Raw genomic sequence first — 16,688 nt, forward strand, 5'->3', positions numbered from 1 at the left:
CAAGTGTATAGTGTTGCTTATTGTTCGCGTTTAAAATGGATGATCTCTCCACTGGCGCTAATCGCATCAGCTTCTACATTTTTCTTGCGGTCGAGTCGCAAAATTCCCAAATTGCTTTGATTGACCAAGCGCCGACGGCCTAAGCCTTCAGGTTTGCGTGAGCGCACCCGCATTCTACGGCGTTTGGTCAGCCAGTTTAGCGGAGAACGTCGGCCGTAGAGAAAGCGGTCAAGTAGGTCAAAGTAGTGCAGCAACTTATCCGGAAAGCGATTTTTAATTCCGCTGGCCGTGACTTGGGTGACCTCAGGGCCGCCTTCGCGATGCCTGAGTGAGATATCATAGACAAAGGAGTAATGCACATCGCCTGATAAAATCACAAAATGTTGCGGTGTTTTGGGGTGTAAAAAGATATTCAGAATGACATTACCCGCCCCATTGTGTGCCATCCAGTTTTCAGCATCGACCATCAGCGCCTGACCAAAATAACTGAAAATGCGTTGAATCACTTCGATCAGCTTTACCCCGAAAATAGGGGCGGGGGAGACTAAAATCACTGCATCGTGATGCACCAGTTCTTGCTGTAAATCGCTAAGTGCTTCCCAATCCATAAGGCCAGAGGGGCTGGAGGCACGGGTTTCAGAGCGCCAGCGATTGGTGCGGGTATCGGCTACAATAATTTTTGGCACCGTTTCCACGCTGTAATCCCAGCGCCGGAAATGCAGCAGGGTATCTATTAAAGCGTCTGCGGCAATGTCATCGGTATTATCAAACACCGAGTGACTGGATTCGTAAATGGTTTCAAAGGCCGCTGCATTATTTCCCCAACCCTGACACAGCCAGTAAGCAATTAAGGCATTGCCAATAATGCGTTTAGAGAATGGATGACCATAAGCCGCTTGCTCCCAGCCGCGATTAAGATTCCAATCATCCGTCACATCATGATCATCAAAAATCATGTACACAGGGATATGCGCCATGGCTCGACGCACGGGAGTTAAGCCTGTTGCGAATTTTTTGATATCCACCGCTTGCTGGCGAAATGCTTCCAGAAATTCTTCCGGTACTTTGGCGGCATCATCCGGGTCCAGATAATCCCACAGCGTCGGCGACCAGATTAAGGCATACATGGCCACCAATTCAGCGAGGGTAATTAAGTGGTTATACGCTGAGTTGGTGGTAAATATCGGTTTTTGGCTGCCATCAAAAAATAAGTCTAAAAGCTTCTGATTAACCTTATTGGCTGGCAGCAGTTTATCGCGCTGGTAGTAACAGCAATCACTGGCCAATAAGCCTTTGGTATCGTTAGCGGAAGCGCCTTCCCAAGTCTCCGGCGTAAGGCCCAGCAGCGCAATAGTCTGGTGAATGACCTTAAGCAGGGGGCCGGCCACATCATCTGCATAAATCTGATCGCCAGACATAATCATGGTGTCAGGACGGTCGACCACATCATCCAAGTTCTCTTGAATTAAGTTATCCAACTGCCCCAGCGCATCATCGCAACCCGAATGTGGCTTACGACAAGAGCCGTGAATCACTTTAGTTAGGTGGGACTTAATCACAAAGTCCGGATGCTTGCGCTCAGCATAGAGTAGATCCGGAATCAGCTCGCCTAGGCTGTATTGTTTTCCTGCATCGGTAAAGGTCAGTTGATATTGAATCAGCTGATCTTGTGGCAGCTTCTCATCAAAATTCAAATGGAGCAGGGTGATAAAAGCGCGTTCGCCGACTTGCACCGTTTTAACCGCATCGCCGCTAAGCGTCTGGTCGTATAGCGTGGCATCGTCGGTATTTAAGCTCAGGTGAATGGCTTCAGGCTCGCGGCTAAACATCAGCCATACGGTGAATTGTTGTTGGGTACAGCGCCTGAGAATAGGGCCAGCAATGATGAGGGGAAGGGTTTCAACCATAGCTGTCATTGTATACCTGATGGGAAGATGCCTAATAATACCCAGATGAAGCTAAGGAAGGAACCGCTAAAAAACACTGGGAAATTACGATTTGTTTGGATTCGCTGTGTGTTCAAACGTAAAGAGGCCGCTATCGCTAGCGGCCTCTGACAATCACATACCAACGGTGTTATTACTTGATGAATAACATCTCGCGGTACTTAGCCAGTGGCCACATGTCATCAGGTACTTCTGCTTCCAGAGCATCTGCATGGCTACGCACTTCTTCCATCAGGTCGCGAACGTCATTTGCCAGATACTGCATATGCGCTTCAACGTTATCGAAGTCATGCTTTTCCATGGCTGCAGTCAGCTTAGCAACGGATGCCAGCAGTGCATTGGTCTCAGCAGCAACGGTAGTCGCTGTTGATTTGTCCATTTCGATACCCATTTCTGACATGCCAGAATAGGTTGTAGACAGCTCCATCAGGTAGCTAGACGCTGCTGGGAAGATAATGGTTTTAGCCATTTCAATCATCAGCTTGGCTTCTACTTCGATAGACTGAACATACTGCTCAGAGTAAACCTCGTAGCGGCTTTCCAGCTCAACAGCAGACAGTACGCCAGTGGATGAGAACAGTTTGATCACTGCTTCATCCTGGAATGCTGGCAGTGCATCAGCAGAAGTCGGCAGGTTTTTCAGGCCGCGCTCTTCAACCGCCATTTTGTGCCATTCTGCAGAGTAGCCGTCACCACCGAATACAGCATTGCCGTGCTCCAGCATCAGCTCTTTCAGTACAGCAATAACCGCCGCAGTTTGATCAACGCCGCTGCTCAGATTCGCTTCCAGCTTCTCAGCAATCCAATTCAGCGAGTCAGCCAGCATCGTGTTCATGGCAACCAATGGGCCAGACACTGACTGTGAGGAACCAACCGCACGGAACTCAAAGCGGTTGCCAGTGAAGGCAAACGGAGAAGTACGGTTACGGTCGCCAGGATCACGCTCAAATTTCAGAATTTGTGACAGACCTAAATCCATCAAGCCGCCTTCTGCTTTAGCTTCCAGCTTGCCTTCTTTAATATCGTGGAATACGCCTTCTAACTGGCTACCCAGATACACAGACAAAATCGCTGGAGGCGCTTCGTTAGCACCCAAACGATGATCGTTTGAAGCCGATGCGATGACTGCACGCAGTAGTGGCCCATAAAGGTGCACGCCACGAATTACTGCACCACAAAAGAGCAGGAAGTTCAGGTTGTCGTGTGGTGTTCTGCCTGGATCTAATAAGTTACCTTGAGTCGCGTTACCCACAGACCAGTTTACGTGCTTACCAGAACCGTTGACGCCAGCGAATGGCTTTTCATGTAACAAACACATGAAGCCGTGTTCTCTGGCCGTCATTTTCAGGATAGTCATCAGCAATTGCTGGTGATCAGCCGCAACGTTAGCCGCTTCGTAGTAAGGCGCAATTTCGAACTGGCCCGGTGCGACTTCATTGTGATGTGTTTTAGCTGGGATGCCTAAGCGGTATAGTTTGTCTTCAACCGCTTGCATGTAAACCTGTACGCGCGCTGGGATCGCGGCGAAGTAGTGGTCATCAAACTCTTGGCCTTTAGCCGGTGCTGCACCGAATAAAGTACGGCCTGCTAGCAATAAGTCAGGGCGGCTGTTTGCGAAGTTTGAATCAACTAAGAAGTATTCCTGCTCAGCACCACAGCTGGAGTTTAATGGTGCGATGTCTGTCTCGCCCATCAAAGACAGTACTTTGTTTGCCGCCTTATCCATTGCTGCATTTGAGCGCAATAGTGGGATTTTCTTATCCAACGCTTCACCAGTCCAAGAGATGAACACACTTGGAATCATCAGTGTGGCACCGTTGTCGGTGTGCATCACGTAAGCTGGGCTGGTTGGGTCCCAAGCCGTGTAGCCGCGTGCAGCATTGGTCATGCGCAGGCTTCCGTTAGGGAATGAGGAACCATCTGGCTCGCCTTTAATCAGCAGGCTTCCAGTGAATTCAGTAATGCAGTTGCCTTCAGGGCTGGTGATGATGAAACCATCATGCTTCTCAGCCGTAGCATTAGTCATTGGGTAGAAGATGTGAGAGAAAAACTTAACGCCTTTCTTCGTTGCCCACTCTTTCATCGCTGCTGCAACAATGTCTGCAGTCGCTGAGTCAAGTACCGCGCCAGTCTGAACTGTCTTCTTGATGGCTTTAAACGCGTTCTTAGACAGCGCTTCTTCCATCTTTGCCAAGTTGAAAACATCACACGCCCAAATTTTGCTTAATGCGCCTGGCTTTTCTACCAATACCGGCTCGCGGTTTGTAATTTGATAAATTGCCTGAACTCGGCTTTCATTGCCACTCATACACTGTCCTCGGTTTAGATTTAGTCTAGCTGTTGAAAATACTTTAGCAATAACTGTGCCAAGATATGAAAATTAGCCAAGACAGCGCACTACTGCTTGTTCTGCAATCGATTGAAGGCAGCTGGAGTGTCATTAGGTTGTCAGATTATATTCACAAAACGTTCATCTTTGCACTGATTTGGTGCATGATGTTTTTTAGAGCAATTCAATAACGTCACCGACCGCAATTCGGCTCTCTGATGGTGCAGAGCTAAGGCGAGCGTTCATTCCCATCAGTGGTTGTGAGGCGGCGCTGGCATGTTTTTCCATGAGAACAGCCATTGGTTGTTTATCGGGATGCGCTTCGCCGGTATCCGGGTCACGCGTGGTTAAAATACAGCGCTCGCAAGGGTCGAGTATTTCAAAGGTGCTCTCACCAATTCGAACCTGCTTCCAGTGATCTTCAGCAAACGCCTCAACACCACTTACAATGATATTCGGGCGGAAGCGGCGCGCATCGTAGGGAATCCCAGCCCAGTCACAGCCTTGGCGCATACTGGCTTCGCTGGCAATTAAGATGGGCGAGGCATCGGCAAAGCTGGTTTCGAAGTTATACTTGGCAGAGTGGCGAGCGTTTGGTTTCCAGATCGCGATGCGAGCGTCTAAGCTGAGGATCTCGCTAAGCCACACGGCCGCAGCATCGCCAGCATCCAATGCCTGAATTTTGTCGCGCCAGACTTGGCCGTTGAGTGAGGTGGGCTTGGACATGCTGTTGTGGTTTGGTATTGGGCAGGCTAAAGCTTGATTAGGGTGAGATAGAGTCCAACCATCAGGATTCATTTCGCAGCGCAGTTGTAGTAATTCTGGGTTACTACGGGAGGTGATGAAAATACCCTTGTCATCTATGGCCATCAGTCGGCGGTCATTGAGCATGCCTTCGGCATCGAAGCCTGTATCAGGAATGGCAATGCCTTGGGCGGATTTAAAAGGATAGATAGTGAGTTGGGAAACGGTAATCATAAGGTATCCTACTGCGTAAATATGAGTGATGAGGGCTGTGAGTGTTTACTTATCGGCCGTTTAATCGTTGCTTGCTTATGATAGTGGCAGCTAGCAGGGCATGAGGCAATTTTAGTGATTGCTGCGTGAGCATTACATGTAATTATTAGCAGTATAAATAGAGGCGTTGGAAACGAAACATGGAAGTCATGCAAATTCAAACGGTAGTCGTTGGAGCGGGTGTTGTTGGTTTAGCTTGTGCAGCGGCACTTGCACAAAGCGGACGTGAAGTTATTTTACTAGAGCAGGCTTCAGCTTTTGGTCATGGCGTGAGCTCGCGTAACTCCGAAGTGATTCACGCCGGAATCTACTACCCACCGGGTTCTTTAAAAGCAGAGCTTTGTGTCGCAGGGCGCGATGCTTTGTATGAGTATTGTGAGCGCAAGCAGGTAAAGCACCAACGTATTGGTAAGCTGATTGTGGCGACTCAGCCAGAAGATATGAACACGCTAGAGCAACTATTTCAGCGTGGCACGGCTAATGGTGTGAATGATTTGCATTGGCTGAGCGCCGAAGAAGCACAAGCACAGCAGCCAGGATTACAATGTTTAGGCGCTCTGGCATCCCCATCGACCGGCATTATTGACAGCCATGGTTTAATGCTGAGTTTGCTAGGTGATCTGGAAGATGCCGGTGGCATGTTGGCTTTAGGCGCGCCACTGCTATCAGTTGTCGCAAATGATGCAGGTTTTGAGCTGGAAGTCGGCGGCGAGGAGTCAATGCGTCTGCAATCACAAGAGTTTATCAATTGCGCCGGACTTTATTCCGTTGATGTAGCGCAATCCATTCAAGGTTTGGCCACAGCGCATATCCCCGAAACAGTATTAGCCAAAGGCAGCTATTTTCGATTACAGGGCAAAGCGCCATTCACTCAGCTTATTTATCCCGCACCCGTCACGGGCGGTTTAGGGGTACACTTAACCATCGACTTAGGTCGCCAAGTGCGCTTTGGGCCGGATGTTGAATTTCTGGATTCTAATCTGCCTGCGGAGATTGATTACACGGTGAGCCCTGAGCGGGCTGAGTCATTTTATGCCGAGGTGCGACGTTATTGGCCGGAGCTGCCAGATAACAGTTTGCTGCCGGATTATTCCGGCGTACGCCCGAAAGTGGCTTACAACGGGACGATCAATAGCGATTTTGAGATCAGCACTGCGCAGCAACATGGCATTACAGGATTAGTGAATTTGTTTGGCATTGAGTCGCCGGGCTTAACTGCCTCGCTGGCGTTGGCTGAGCGGGTTACCCAGCTGTTAGATCGTGCTTAGCATTGGACCAACACCATAACCGAATCAGGGAGAAAGGCATGGGGCATCATCACGCGCCGTTGACAAATGAAGCGATGAATACGCATACGCAATATCATCACCATGTTCGGGCGCTACAGTTGGCTCGTGAGGCGATGACGCAAACGGATAAATACCTCAAGCCCGATAGCCCGCATTATTTGCCTGATTACATTGCTAAATTGGAGTCGATGCAGCATCAAGCTCAAAGCTCTGGTGAAGATTTAAGTGCCAAAATTCAGGCTATGAAGAACAATTTAGTGGCGTATCAAAAGCGTGCTGCTGAGGCGCAGCTAGTGCTTGATTCCTTACCCGCTAAGTTAGATGCCCTATCTCAGGCGAATGAGGTGTTTTTAGCGCCATCCGAGCGCCAGCAAGAGTGTTTGTATGTGTTGGATGCTGAAACCTGCCAAGCCAGTTGCATGGGCTGGGAAAGTGACGAGGCGATAGGCGCAACCACCGTATTATTCACCGGCAAGCCGGATATTGAACTCACCCACGAGCATCAAACCGATGCGGTTCGGGTCTGGCATCATCATGTGATGGTCAGTAATTTATGTATTAGCGATCAGCGTTGTTATGGCGATGCACACCGCGATGCCATTCAGCTAATTCCACCGGCGCAATACCGCGAGGTGGATGGCATAGCGCGGCGCGTTGGTGATCAGCTAGCAGGCACCATTATGACTGACGTGTGCATTCGCTCCTGCAAAATTGTTGCGCCCAATGGGCCACTACAAGGCATCTTTGCCAGCGATGGCATGCAACGTAATCTACGCATTATTGATAACGATATAACAACCATGGGCTCGCATACGATTTCAATTGCGGGTTTGCTAACTGGCGGAGTAATTTCCGGTAATGTGCTGAGGCAAGTACCGGGTGGTGACATCCCGAAAATCAGGCTGTATCCGGCACGTATCGGTGGCAATATGGCGGACGATGGCGTGGTGACGGTGCTGTCATTTGCCTATGAGCCAGGCGAGGTGCTTATGCAATATGGCGCTCTCGAAACCGGTCAGGCAGGCAATCGTCTAGTGATGGAAGATGGGACTGAAGCCGAGTTAGCGATTGATGATTTACGCGGTGAGATTCCAGCGGAAATTGCTCATATGGCTTTAGGAGTGCATGACTTTAATTATCACGCTTATCTGAAAGACTTCAGTACACTGACTTATGCGCAGTATTGCGAAAAAGATGCTTATGGCTGGTTGCAGTTGCAGGCTTGGCTACGGTTACGCCATAAAGAATTTAGTGAAGGGCGCAGACAAGGTCATGTATTAGGTCAGCCTAGTGCTGAGCAGCGTCATATTGCCGAGAATAATTTAGGCCCTGCACTGGACGTGTTACGACAGGGCAGTTTGCAGGATGTGGTGTTGAGCGAAATTGAGCAAACCGCTATTCGTAGTTTTATTATGAAGCGACTGGCGATACTGCATAGTCGGGTCGAGCCACTTCAGGACTTGGGTGCGAAAAATGAAAAGCGCGATGCAATTTTGCGGTTTTTATTGCCAGCGGAGTTGAGGGTAATTGCCTGAGTTGTCTTCCTCAGGTTTGAGTTAGATCTTTAGCTACTGTCTCATTGATATGGCACCGAAATATTGGTGCAACCCTTGGAATCGCCTCAGCAGCTACAGATAGTGTAGTTCTGTGTTTCAGCTCGCAGATAACGGAAGGCCCTACAGCGTAAATGCAATCACACTCAATATTGGCCATGCACACAAGTGAAAAATCATCGCCCGTGAATAGCGCTGCAATAATTTCTCCAGCGGAATACTGGATAAAATAAAGGGTCGGCCATCACGTGGCTTTTCAATCAGGTGAGTAGAGGTTTGGCGATAGTGATAATCTAGCTCGTCATCGACTATTGCTTCGGCGGCTTGTTTGGCTAGCTTCAATTCATGTTGGTCAATTTTGCCGTCGCCATTTTTATCAAAGCGGCGAAGCATTTCATAATGATCTTTTTTCCAACTGGCCAGCGTACCTAAAATCACCTGATGGCGTTGTTGGTCGGTTTGATGCCCATTCACAGTGGTTAGCTGTCCCAGCACATACACTTTCTGACCGGGGAAGATTGCGCGATACCAATACTGCTGGCGGAAATACAGTTCGGTAATAATCTCGGCTTTACGCGGATCAATCGTGCAACTACCAAATTCATCTTCCACTAAAAACTGATCACTACTTTTTTGGTAAGGGCGGCTAAACCAAACTACCGGTGGCAGGTAATACGGTCCTGGGCCAACTTCATTGGGCATGGTCATCGCCGTGCCGATAACCTCAGCATAGCCTTGAGCGACATTACGTAGCGAAGTGGTTGGCGTGTCATGCAACGTACGCCAGCGGATAAAGATCAGGATAGATGCGATCAGGCTAAATGCGCCTGCCATGGCCAGCAGGGTGGGGAGGTTACGCTCGCTAGTTTGCCAAATGACCAATAGCAATCCCGGTATATACAGCCAACTGCTGATAGATGAAATCAGCAGTCCTCGCAACATAATCAATCCCATAACCGCAATCCGCCTGCTTAGGTCGCTTTGCCAGCGAACTGATCGGCGACGGAGATATCTTCCATCTCTTCCAGTCGAAATTCCATCAATTGGAAGCCGTCAAAGTTAAAGACATTAGCGATAATATTGTCTGGGAATTGCTCGCGGCGCGTATTCATCACCGCAGCGGATTCGTTATAGAACTCGCGGCGATCTGAGATGCTATCTTCCAAGGACGTGATGCGCGTTTGCAGTCTTAAAAATGCATCGCTGGCTTTTAGCTCAGGGTAGTCTTCGGCGACTGAAAATAGATTGATCAGGCTGCCTTCCAGTTGGTGCTCGGCTTTACCAATGGTTTGGATATCACCACTTTGCAAAGCAGCTTCAGCATTACGACGTGCGGCAATCACACGCACTAAAGTTTCACCTTCATAAGCCATGTGCTGCTTACAGGTGTCGATTAGCTTGGGCAGTTCGCTATTACGCTGCTTTAGCAATACATCGATATTGCTCCAGGATTTTTTGGCATTGTTTTTCAGCGTGACCAGCTGATTATAGATAGCGATGGCCCAGGCAAATGGTGCGATCACCAAGGTCGTGAAGATAATGAGTCCAATATTCATGACAGGCACTTATTTTTATTAAAGGTGCCTTAAAGTCTATCAGCTTGTGGGGGAGGTGGGAGGAGTTCCCGATAACAGGAGTGGTGCCCGACGATTCAGGCACCACACTGCATTATGGCTTAGCTCAGCTTTGCGAGATTCTCCGCAGCTGGGCGTCGATCAGGTCTTCATACAAGCTGTCGTTATTGCCGGCATACACCATGGCAGACGCCAGTTTGCTGGCCAGAATCGCGTACTTCACTTTCTCTGGTAAGCGATTAATCCGCGCATGTAAGCTTGGATTGTTCTGAATCATCGCAGGCATATGCATTCTTAATGCTGCCAAATGATCAGCACGACCAGCACGCTCAGGATTAGACTGGAAGAACTCAAACATCCGAGCATAGTGCTGGTTGATCTCGCGGCTGATCTGGTTAGATAACTCAGTGTACGTAATGCTACCTTTCAACTCACGATAGCGCTTCAGAATCGCACGGGCTTCCTGCTCCGCCATGTGATTCAGAATATCAATGACATCAGCCACGTACTCTTCTTTACAGGCTAAGAACTCCTCATCACTAAACATCAGGTTGGCGATGATCTCGTAAGAGGATGAAATAACACCACACTTATTCGCCGAAGCATCCCGCATAATCACGACGCCGCGTTGCTGCAACACAGTACGAGCCGGTGGCGTAATGAAGGAGTTCGCCCCTTCAATAATCACTGGCGCACTTGGCGTGCCGTCATCTTTGAAGAAACGCTCCACATTGCTGCTATCGATGGTTTCAGGACGTCCGCCAGCTGGAATGAACAAGTCAGCTTCTACCGTGAACACCAGACTATTAAAGCTCTGGTAGAACGCATCTGTAGATACCCATTCTTCACTTAAGCCGCTATCCGTCATGGTGAGCTTGCGATACAGCACACTCATGCCTTCTTTGCGGGTTTGCTGGCGATACAGCAGGAAGCCGCCAACGTGCAATGCTTCAGGATCAAAGCCATCCAAATCAGATTGCAGCACCACAGTGCTCATGGCTGTTTTATCCAAACCTTCCGGATCGTACAGCGCACCACTGCCATCAATGATTAGCTTGATTTGCACGTATGGGCAACGCTCGTATAACAAGCGCATGGCATTACCGGCCACGTCACCATTTGGACCACCAGTGAATTTCACACTGAACGGCGCATTGTGCATATCAATGCCGCATTCCATCATGGTGACTTCCGCAAAGCGAATCACACCAATCGAAGTCACACCGTAGTCTTTATGGTTAATCCCCACGCGTTTACTGGACATAATACCGGAGCCCAACACATAGCCACGCGCCGCTGCTGTTTTAGCAATCAGCTCGATCATGACATTGTGCATGTTCTCATCAGGGCCTAATTCGATCGGCTCATCCTGACGGTAGTAATCCAGTACGCGGCTGTCCTTCGCGATGCCATTTTCAGTGATGTATAAATCGAGGAAGGCATTGATAAAGCCAAACTGCAATTTGTACAAATACTGCTGACGTTGCTCAGGTGTGGAGCGTGGGTCGATATTTAAAATCGCCACCAGCTTCGAGCCACCCTCGTAGATGTCCTTGTTCTTCAGATGCTGCGTGTGGGCCAATACGTAGTTCTCTTTGAACATGGTGCTGGCGCTTGTAATATAGTCATCACGGCTCTGGGTGATCAACGTTCTCCAACCACCGCGGGCGATGTCTGAGAATCCGATGTGGTAACCCGCTCCGCGACGCCCTGAGAAGTAGGTAATCCGGAAGGGGCGATCGGTCGGCAAATCAGCAATGAAATGCGGCTCCAGCTCTTCCAAATACAAGGGGTCAAGGCGGAAAGCCAAGGCATGCTTTTCAGATACGAAGAAGTTGGTCTTTAAGCAATGACGGATAAAGGAAATCGCGCAGCGGAAAATCACGCGGCGGAACGTATCCAGTACCTTACGGCCTGAGTTAAAGCCATCCACTAAGTGAACGGTTTTTTCCAGCTCGGCCTGATACTCGCCTTCGCGATCATCGGTATCCAGCTCTGGATCAAAGCGCGTGTAGAACAGCTTCAGCAGTTGCGAGCTAACATCCAGATTATTGTGGAATGCTGCCATAATGCTTTCTTGGTCATACATATCTGGAGCGCTATGGGCCAAATTGGTATGACAGAAGCTAATCAAAGAGCTGATCAGAGTGGCATCATTTCCGGTCATTGCACCGGTTTCTACCAAGGCACGATAGCTGGTCGATCCGGTAGACAGGATTTGCGTGTTATACAATTCGCGACGCAGTGACGCATACAGTGGGCTGCCGGCATTTAACGACTTTTGCTCACGTGGTTTCACGTAAAACGTCGATAAGAAGCAAGGGGACAGTTCACTGGATAATGTCAGTGCGTAAGAGCGCTTAACGCTAATACCCAAACGCTGGAACACTTCTAATAGCTGTGCTAAGAAGCCAGAATGTGGTGGGTTGGTTACACCAAATGAAATCCGGTACTCACCATGCGTAGTGGTTTCGCGGCGTAAGAAAATACCGCCATTGGATTCTGTATTATGGAACAGGTGCAACAAACGCGCCACACGATCTGGTGGTGAAATCTTGACGTATTCTTCGTCATTTCGCCACAGGGTATCTAACAAAGCAGGTACCAGTGTCGTGTCAAAGTCTGAGTCCAGTACGCTCATCGCTTCAGTGACCAGCTTGCTGGTTTCCTCAGGGATAACGGCAGAACCGGCAGGAGCCAGCGGCTCAGTCACCTCTGGACTAAACTCACAGCGCATGACTTCAAGGTTCTTATCACTGTTTGGCATCACGCCAAATGAAGTGGTAATTTCCAGGTAGTTAATATTGCGCTGAGGAATATCGTGCAATGTGTGATATAGCGATCCTTTCTCATCCACCTGCGCCAGCATCAATGTGTCAGCTCGGTCAACAAGGGTTAAGCGCTTGTAGTGTTCCATTTCATGCAGGCTGGACGCCAACAAAGCAAGGGCGCTCGACTCATCCTGGTTTAACACCAAGAAATAAGGACTCATTTGTTCTTTCAGCCACTTAAGATTGGACTGAAGTTGTTCGTGTGATTGGCTAACTTTTTGGCTTAAATCTTGAGCTATCTGATCTATATTGTTCAGACTCATGACATCTCCACCTCAGGAATTAATTTGTACAGGATTTTTTGGTCATACTACTCCAATAGGATTTTAGGTAAATAGTTTTTTCCGCATTTTTGCACCTTTTTAGTGCTTTTTTAGATTAATAAGCAGCAGATCAGCATAGGATGATTTATCTGCGGTTTTTGCTTACCATAGGCTTTTGATTCCTGCACATAAGGCACTTACCCATGAAAAATGAAGCGGTTATAGAACATATTGTTAGCTGGATGAAGGCATATGTTGAACAGTCCCACACGAAAGGCTTTGTGGTGGGTGTTTCCGGCGGGATTGATTCGGCGCTAACCTCCACCTTGGCAGCTAAAACGGGCTTGCCAACGCTGTGTCTGGAAATGCCGATTCATCAAGCCAGTTCACAAGTGACCCGAGCTCGTGAACATATTGCTCAGTTAGAAGCTAAATACCCGAATGTGAGCTCCGTCGAGACCGATTTAACGCCGGTGTTTGATCAGTTTGTTGGTAGTTTGCCAGCGGTTGAAAGTGAGGATATGCGTTTCTTGTCGTTGGCTAATGCTCGCGCCCGTCTACGCATGACAACACTGTATTATTTTGCGGGCTTACATAACTACATCGTGGCTGGTACGGGTAATAAGGTAGAAGATTTTGGCGTTGGTTTTTACACCAAATACGGGGATGGCGGAGTAGATATCAGCCCGATTGCCGATTTGATGAAAACAGAAGTATTTAGTCTGGCGAGTACTTTGGGCGTGATTGAAGCGATTCAGGTGGCAAAACCCACAGATGGATTGTGGGGAGATGACCGCTCTGATGAGGACCAAATTGGTGCAAGCTATCCAGAGCTTGAGTGGGCAATGCGCTATGACCCAGCTGAAAAGCCAGAAAGTGAGTTGAGTGAGCGGGAGCGTGAAGTGTTGGCAATATATACTCGATTGAATCGAGCGAATCAGCACAAAATGAATCCGATTCCGGTTTGTGAGATTCCTGCTGAATTGATGTAATTCTGGAAAAAAAGAGCCGGGGCCAAGTATTGTAGGGAGGGGATTGACCCCGGCATGTTTATAGATACGCAGCAGTTAGCAAACTGGATTCAAATTCTTTTAAATAATTATAAATGGAATCATCAAACACCATGTATGAGATAAAAACAGCAGACGCTCGGGTGCAAATCCGTGAGGATATGGGAGCGGCCATTTCACGCTATGACTTAGATGATGGCACGCCGGTATTCAGACCATCACCCGCCGATGCCAGTGATGAGTTTCAGTTAGCTTGTAACTTGATGATCCCTTGGTGCAATCGAATTTCCGATGGTGGCTTTTATGCGGATTCTGTTTTTTATCCACTGTTTCCTAATCGAAAAGACGAGCCAAGCCCACTACATGGTGATGCGTTTCAGCAAGCGTGGGAATGCATAAAGCAGACGGAGTCATCGGTGAGCTTTCGATTAGAAACACGTGAGACGCCGCCATTTCATTATGTTGCCGAAGTGGATTACACGCTGGATGGCGCAGCGCTTAAGGTTACGCTGACGGTGACGAATCTCAGTGAAGCCTGTTTGCCGTATGGGGTAGGGCTGCATCCGTGGTTTTTACAGGACGATGACACGTGGCTGCAAACGACCGTGCAAGAGTTTATTGTTTCAGATGATGCAGGGCTCCCGATTGAAGCTTTGGAAATTGCTAAACGGCCGGAATGGGACTTTTCCAATGTGGAGAATTTACCGGCAGCAGGGCTTGATCATTGCTTTACAGGGTGGAGTCAGCAGGCGACCTTAGGTTGGCCATCGCGTGATCTTAAGTTGGAGATTACTACCGACGGTAATTTGCCTTGCTGCCACATCTATTCTCCGGGCAAACAGTCGCCATTTTTCTGTTTTGAGCCGGTGTCGCATCCCGTTAACGCCCACCACTGGCCGGACCGTTCTTTACAGGGTCTAACGCAATTGGTACAAGGTGAAAGCCTGCGCGTTTGTTGTAATTTTGCTCCCTCTAAAATATAAAAAATAGGGGCTTTTGCATCTGACTGAACGTGTGGGGCGTATATAAGACAGAATCTAATTGAAAACGAGCTATATGCCGAATACAAGCCTCATACATTCACAGCTAACGACCTCAACTCTGCGCATCTTACTGGACGCAGGTGAGGTGGTTTTAGAGTCGCAACGTGCCTTACACAAAGGCGGTTTAAATCTGGTTGGCGAGTGCTTGAAGGGGCAGGGGGATTTTTACGAACTGTCCCATTATCCGGCAGATGATGTTTTTGATTCAGACTCTAAGTCGCAGTATTACTTCCATACGCACCGTGGTCTAGATGGCGAATATGGCCATTTCCACACCTTTCTACGTGCCACTGGCATGCCTCCCGCAATTACTCCCATCCGTAATACTGGCACTGAGCCTTGGCCTGAAGGTGATGATGCTTTATCGCATTTGATCTGCATTGCCATGAATCGTGATGGTTTACCGATTGGTTTGTTTACTACCAATCGCTGGGTAACCGGTGAGACTTGGTATAAAGCCGAGGATGTGATTGCCATGTTGGATGCTTTCGTGGTCGATCATGCTTTTCCTAATCTTGCCGTGAATCAGTGGATTTCTTCGATGTTTCGCTTATTTAAATACGAGATTGCGGAACTGCTGCGGGAGCGTGATGACGCGATTCGTAACTGGAAAGCAGAGCATCCGGGAGTAGATGTGTTTGAAGATCGGGGTCTGGAAGTAACAAGTTATAAAACAATCAATGTCGATCAGCAGATCGGCACAATAAAAGCGTGCCTTGAGAAACAGGACGCAGGAGTGAAATCACTATGAAGATCAGTCAATCAGTTTTAAAAGCACGTCCTTTTTCAGTGGCAATGGCAGCAATGGTGCTGGGTCTGACGGCGGTCTCTGTGCCGGTATTGGCAGAAACCATGGCTAAGCCGATTACTGTGGCAGCAGCTAGTAACCCTTGTGCAGCAAATCCGTGTGCTGCAAAGAATCCTTGTGCTGCTAAAGCAAATCCATGTGCAGCAGCAAATCCATGCGCGGCCAAAGCAAACCCATGTACCGTAGCAAATCCTTGCACGGCTAAAGCAAACCCATGTGCAGCGGCAAATCCTTGCGCAGCTAAAGCAAACCCATGTGCTGCAAAGAATCCGTGCGCAGCTAAAGCCAATCCATGTGCAACATCGAATCCTTGCGCAGCCAAAGCTAACCCATGTGCTGCAGCAAATCCTTGCGCGGCTAAAGCCAATCCATGTGCAGCAGCAAATCCTTGCGCGGCTAAAGCCAACCCATGTGCAGCGGCGAATCCTTGCGCGGCTAAAGCCAACCCATGTGCAGCGGCGAATCCTTGCGCGGCCAAAGCAAATCCATGTGCCGCAGCGAATCCTTGCGCGGCCAAAGCAAATCCATGTGCAGCGGCGAATCCTTGCGCGGCTAAAGCCAATCCATGTGCAGCAAAGAACCCTTGCGCGGCTAAAGCTAACCCATGTGCAGCGACGAACCCTTGTGCCGCTAAAAATCCTTGCGCAGCAGGTGGCATTTCATCGAAAGCAATTTCCCGCCCTGAAGGCACAAAGGCTTATGAAGGCGATGCTGAAGAGTTAATCGCTTACGGCAAGAAGCTTTGGGAAGATAATTCACTAAGTGCTAGCGGAGGGCTGTCTTGCTCAACCTGCCATGCAGGCTACAACACATTATCTAAGAGTTTCGCGCTACCTTACCCGCATAAGATTGCGATGGTTCAGGCACAAATTGGTGTTGAAACTTTGGTTGATGTTGAGCAAATCGTACAGTTCTGCATGATGTCACCGATGCAGGCTAAGCCATTAGCTTGGGAGTCTAAAGAGTTGGCTGCGTTGTCGGCATTTGTGGTTGATTTCCAGAAAGGCTATACGCCGAAGTAAGAC

At 48.8% G+C, this 16,688-nt stretch carries 13 protein-coding genes; 6 read left to right on the plus strand and 7 right to left on the minus strand.

Going from position 1 to position 16,688, the window contains the following annotated elements:
- Positions 1–17: 17 nt before the first annotated feature.
- The 3 genes from LEUMU_RS0101640 to LEUMU_RS24115 form a co-directional block, all read right to left on the minus strand.
- Positions 18–1,916: a metallophosphoesterase family protein gene (locus LEUMU_RS0101640; protein ID WP_022950538.1), complete on the minus strand. Its 1,899-nt coding sequence runs from the start codon at positions 1,914–1,916 to the stop codon at positions 18–20.
- Between the two features lie 163 nt (positions 1,917–2,079).
- The gene (locus LEUMU_RS0101645) at positions 2,080–4,254 is read right to left on the minus strand and encodes a glutamine synthetase III family protein (RefSeq protein WP_022950539.1); all 2,175 of its coding nucleotides are present in this window, start codon (positions 4,252–4,254) and stop codon (positions 2,080–2,082) included.
- Positions 4,255–4,449: 195 nt separating this feature from the next.
- Positions 4,450–5,253, minus strand: a complete 804-nt coding sequence (locus LEUMU_RS24115) for an MOSC domain-containing protein (RefSeq protein WP_022950541.1) — start codon at positions 5,251–5,253, stop codon at positions 4,450–4,452.
- Positions 5,254–5,432: 179 nt separating this feature from the next.
- On the opposite strand from LEUMU_RS24115, the gene LEUMU_RS0101660 reads away from it, so the two are divergent.
- Together LEUMU_RS0101660 and LEUMU_RS0101665 are read left to right on the plus strand one after the other, a co-directional pair.
- Positions 5,433–6,560, plus strand: coding sequence for an NAD(P)/FAD-dependent oxidoreductase (locus LEUMU_RS0101660; protein WP_022950542.1), 1,128 nt, complete (start codon positions 5,433–5,435; stop codon positions 6,558–6,560).
- A gap of 38 nt (positions 6,561–6,598) precedes the next feature.
- The gene (locus LEUMU_RS0101665) at positions 6,599–8,116 is read left to right on the plus strand and encodes a hypothetical protein (protein WP_022950543.1); all 1,518 of its coding nucleotides are present in this window, start codon (positions 6,599–6,601) and stop codon (positions 8,114–8,116) included.
- Between the two features lie 141 nt (positions 8,117–8,257).
- On the opposite strand, the gene LEUMU_RS0101670 is transcribed toward LEUMU_RS0101665, so the two are convergent.
- From LEUMU_RS0101670 to LEUMU_RS0101680, 3 genes are all read right to left on the minus strand, one after another.
- Positions 8,258–9,088, minus strand: a complete 831-nt coding sequence (locus LEUMU_RS0101670) for an EF-hand domain-containing protein (protein ID WP_022950544.1) — start codon at positions 9,086–9,088, stop codon at positions 8,258–8,260.
- Between the two features lie 17 nt (positions 9,089–9,105).
- A complete protein-coding gene (locus tag LEUMU_RS0101675; protein WP_022950545.1) occupies positions 9,106–9,690 on the minus strand; it encodes a LemA family protein in 585 nt (194 codons plus the stop codon).
- Positions 9,691–9,814: 124 nt separating this feature from the next.
- Positions 9,815–12,802: an NAD-glutamate dehydrogenase domain-containing protein gene (locus LEUMU_RS0101680; RefSeq protein WP_022950546.1), complete on the minus strand. Its 2,988-nt coding sequence runs from the start codon at positions 12,800–12,802 to the stop codon at positions 9,815–9,817.
- A 203-nt stretch (positions 12,803–13,005) separates the two neighbouring features.
- On the opposite strand from LEUMU_RS0101680, the gene nadE reads away from it, so the two are divergent.
- The 3 genes from nadE (at position 13,006) to LEUMU_RS0101695 (ending at position 15,606) form a co-directional block, all read left to right on the plus strand.
- Positions 13,006–13,794, plus strand: a complete 789-nt coding sequence (nadE, locus tag LEUMU_RS0101685) for an NAD(+) synthase (RefSeq protein ID WP_022950547.1) — start codon at positions 13,006–13,008, stop codon at positions 13,792–13,794.
- Positions 13,795–13,907: 113 nt separating this feature from the next.
- A complete protein-coding gene (locus LEUMU_RS24120; RefSeq protein WP_084708002.1) occupies positions 13,908–14,795 on the plus strand; it encodes an aldose 1-epimerase in 888 nt (295 codons plus the stop codon).
- A gap of 73 nt (positions 14,796–14,868) precedes the next feature.
- A complete protein-coding gene (locus tag LEUMU_RS0101695; protein WP_022950549.1) occupies positions 14,869–15,606 on the plus strand; it encodes a DUF6969 family protein in 738 nt (245 codons plus the stop codon).
- A 7-nt stretch (positions 15,607–15,613) separates the two neighbouring features.
- Here LEUMU_RS0101695 and LEUMU_RS28930 read toward each other — a convergent pair whose 3' ends face one another.
- The gene (locus LEUMU_RS28930) at positions 15,614–16,354 is read right to left on the minus strand and encodes a hypothetical protein (protein WP_169446334.1); all 741 of its coding nucleotides are present in this window, start codon (positions 16,352–16,354) and stop codon (positions 15,614–15,616) included.
- 31 nt (positions 16,355–16,385) lie between these two features.
- Between LEUMU_RS28930 and LEUMU_RS29380 the strand changes: the two genes are divergently transcribed.
- Positions 16,386–16,685: a c-type cytochrome gene (locus LEUMU_RS29380; protein WP_342664670.1), complete on the plus strand. Its 300-nt coding sequence runs from the start codon at positions 16,386–16,388 to the stop codon at positions 16,683–16,685.
- The last annotated feature ends 3 nt before the right edge of the window (positions 16,686–16,688 follow it).

It is taken from the genome of Leucothrix mucor DSM 2157 (genome assembly GCF_000419525.1).
GTDB classification, from domain to species: Bacteria; Pseudomonadota; Gammaproteobacteria; order Thiotrichales; family Thiotrichaceae; genus Leucothrix; species Leucothrix mucor.

Coding starts and splice junctions, on each gene's coding strand:
- LEUMU_RS0101640 (WP_022950538.1), bottom strand. CDS start 1,916: ATGACAGCTATGGTTGAAACCCTTCCCCTCATCATTGCTGGCCCTATT.
- LEUMU_RS0101645 (WP_022950539.1), bottom strand. CDS start 4,254: ATGAGTGGCAATGAAAGCCGAGTTCAGGCAATTTATCAAATTACAAAC.
- LEUMU_RS24115 (WP_022950541.1), bottom strand. CDS start 5,253: ATGATTACCGTTTCCCAACTCACTATCTATCCTTTTAAATCCGCCCAA.
- LEUMU_RS0101660 (WP_022950542.1), top strand. CDS start 5,433: ATGGAAGTCATGCAAATTCAAACGGTAGTCGTTGGAGCGGGTGTTGTT.
- LEUMU_RS0101665 (WP_022950543.1), top strand. CDS start 6,599: ATGGGGCATCATCACGCGCCGTTGACAAATGAAGCGATGAATACGCAT.
- LEUMU_RS0101670 (WP_022950544.1), bottom strand. CDS start 9,088: ATGGGATTGATTATGTTGCGAGGACTGCTGATTTCATCTATCAGCAGT.
- LEUMU_RS0101675 (WP_022950545.1), bottom strand. CDS start 9,690: ATGAATATTGGACTCATTATCTTCACGACCTTGGTGATCGCACCATTT.
- LEUMU_RS0101680 (WP_022950546.1), bottom strand. CDS start 12,802: ATGAGTCTGAACAATATAGATCAGATAGCTCAAGATTTAAGCCAAAAA.
- nadE (WP_022950547.1), top strand. CDS start 13,006: ATGAAAAATGAAGCGGTTATAGAACATATTGTTAGCTGGATGAAGGCA.
- LEUMU_RS24120 (WP_084708002.1), top strand. CDS start 13,908: ATGGAATCATCAAACACCATGTATGAGATAAAAACAGCAGACGCTCGG.
- LEUMU_RS0101695 (WP_022950549.1), top strand. CDS start 14,869: ATGCCGAATACAAGCCTCATACATTCACAGCTAACGACCTCAACTCTG.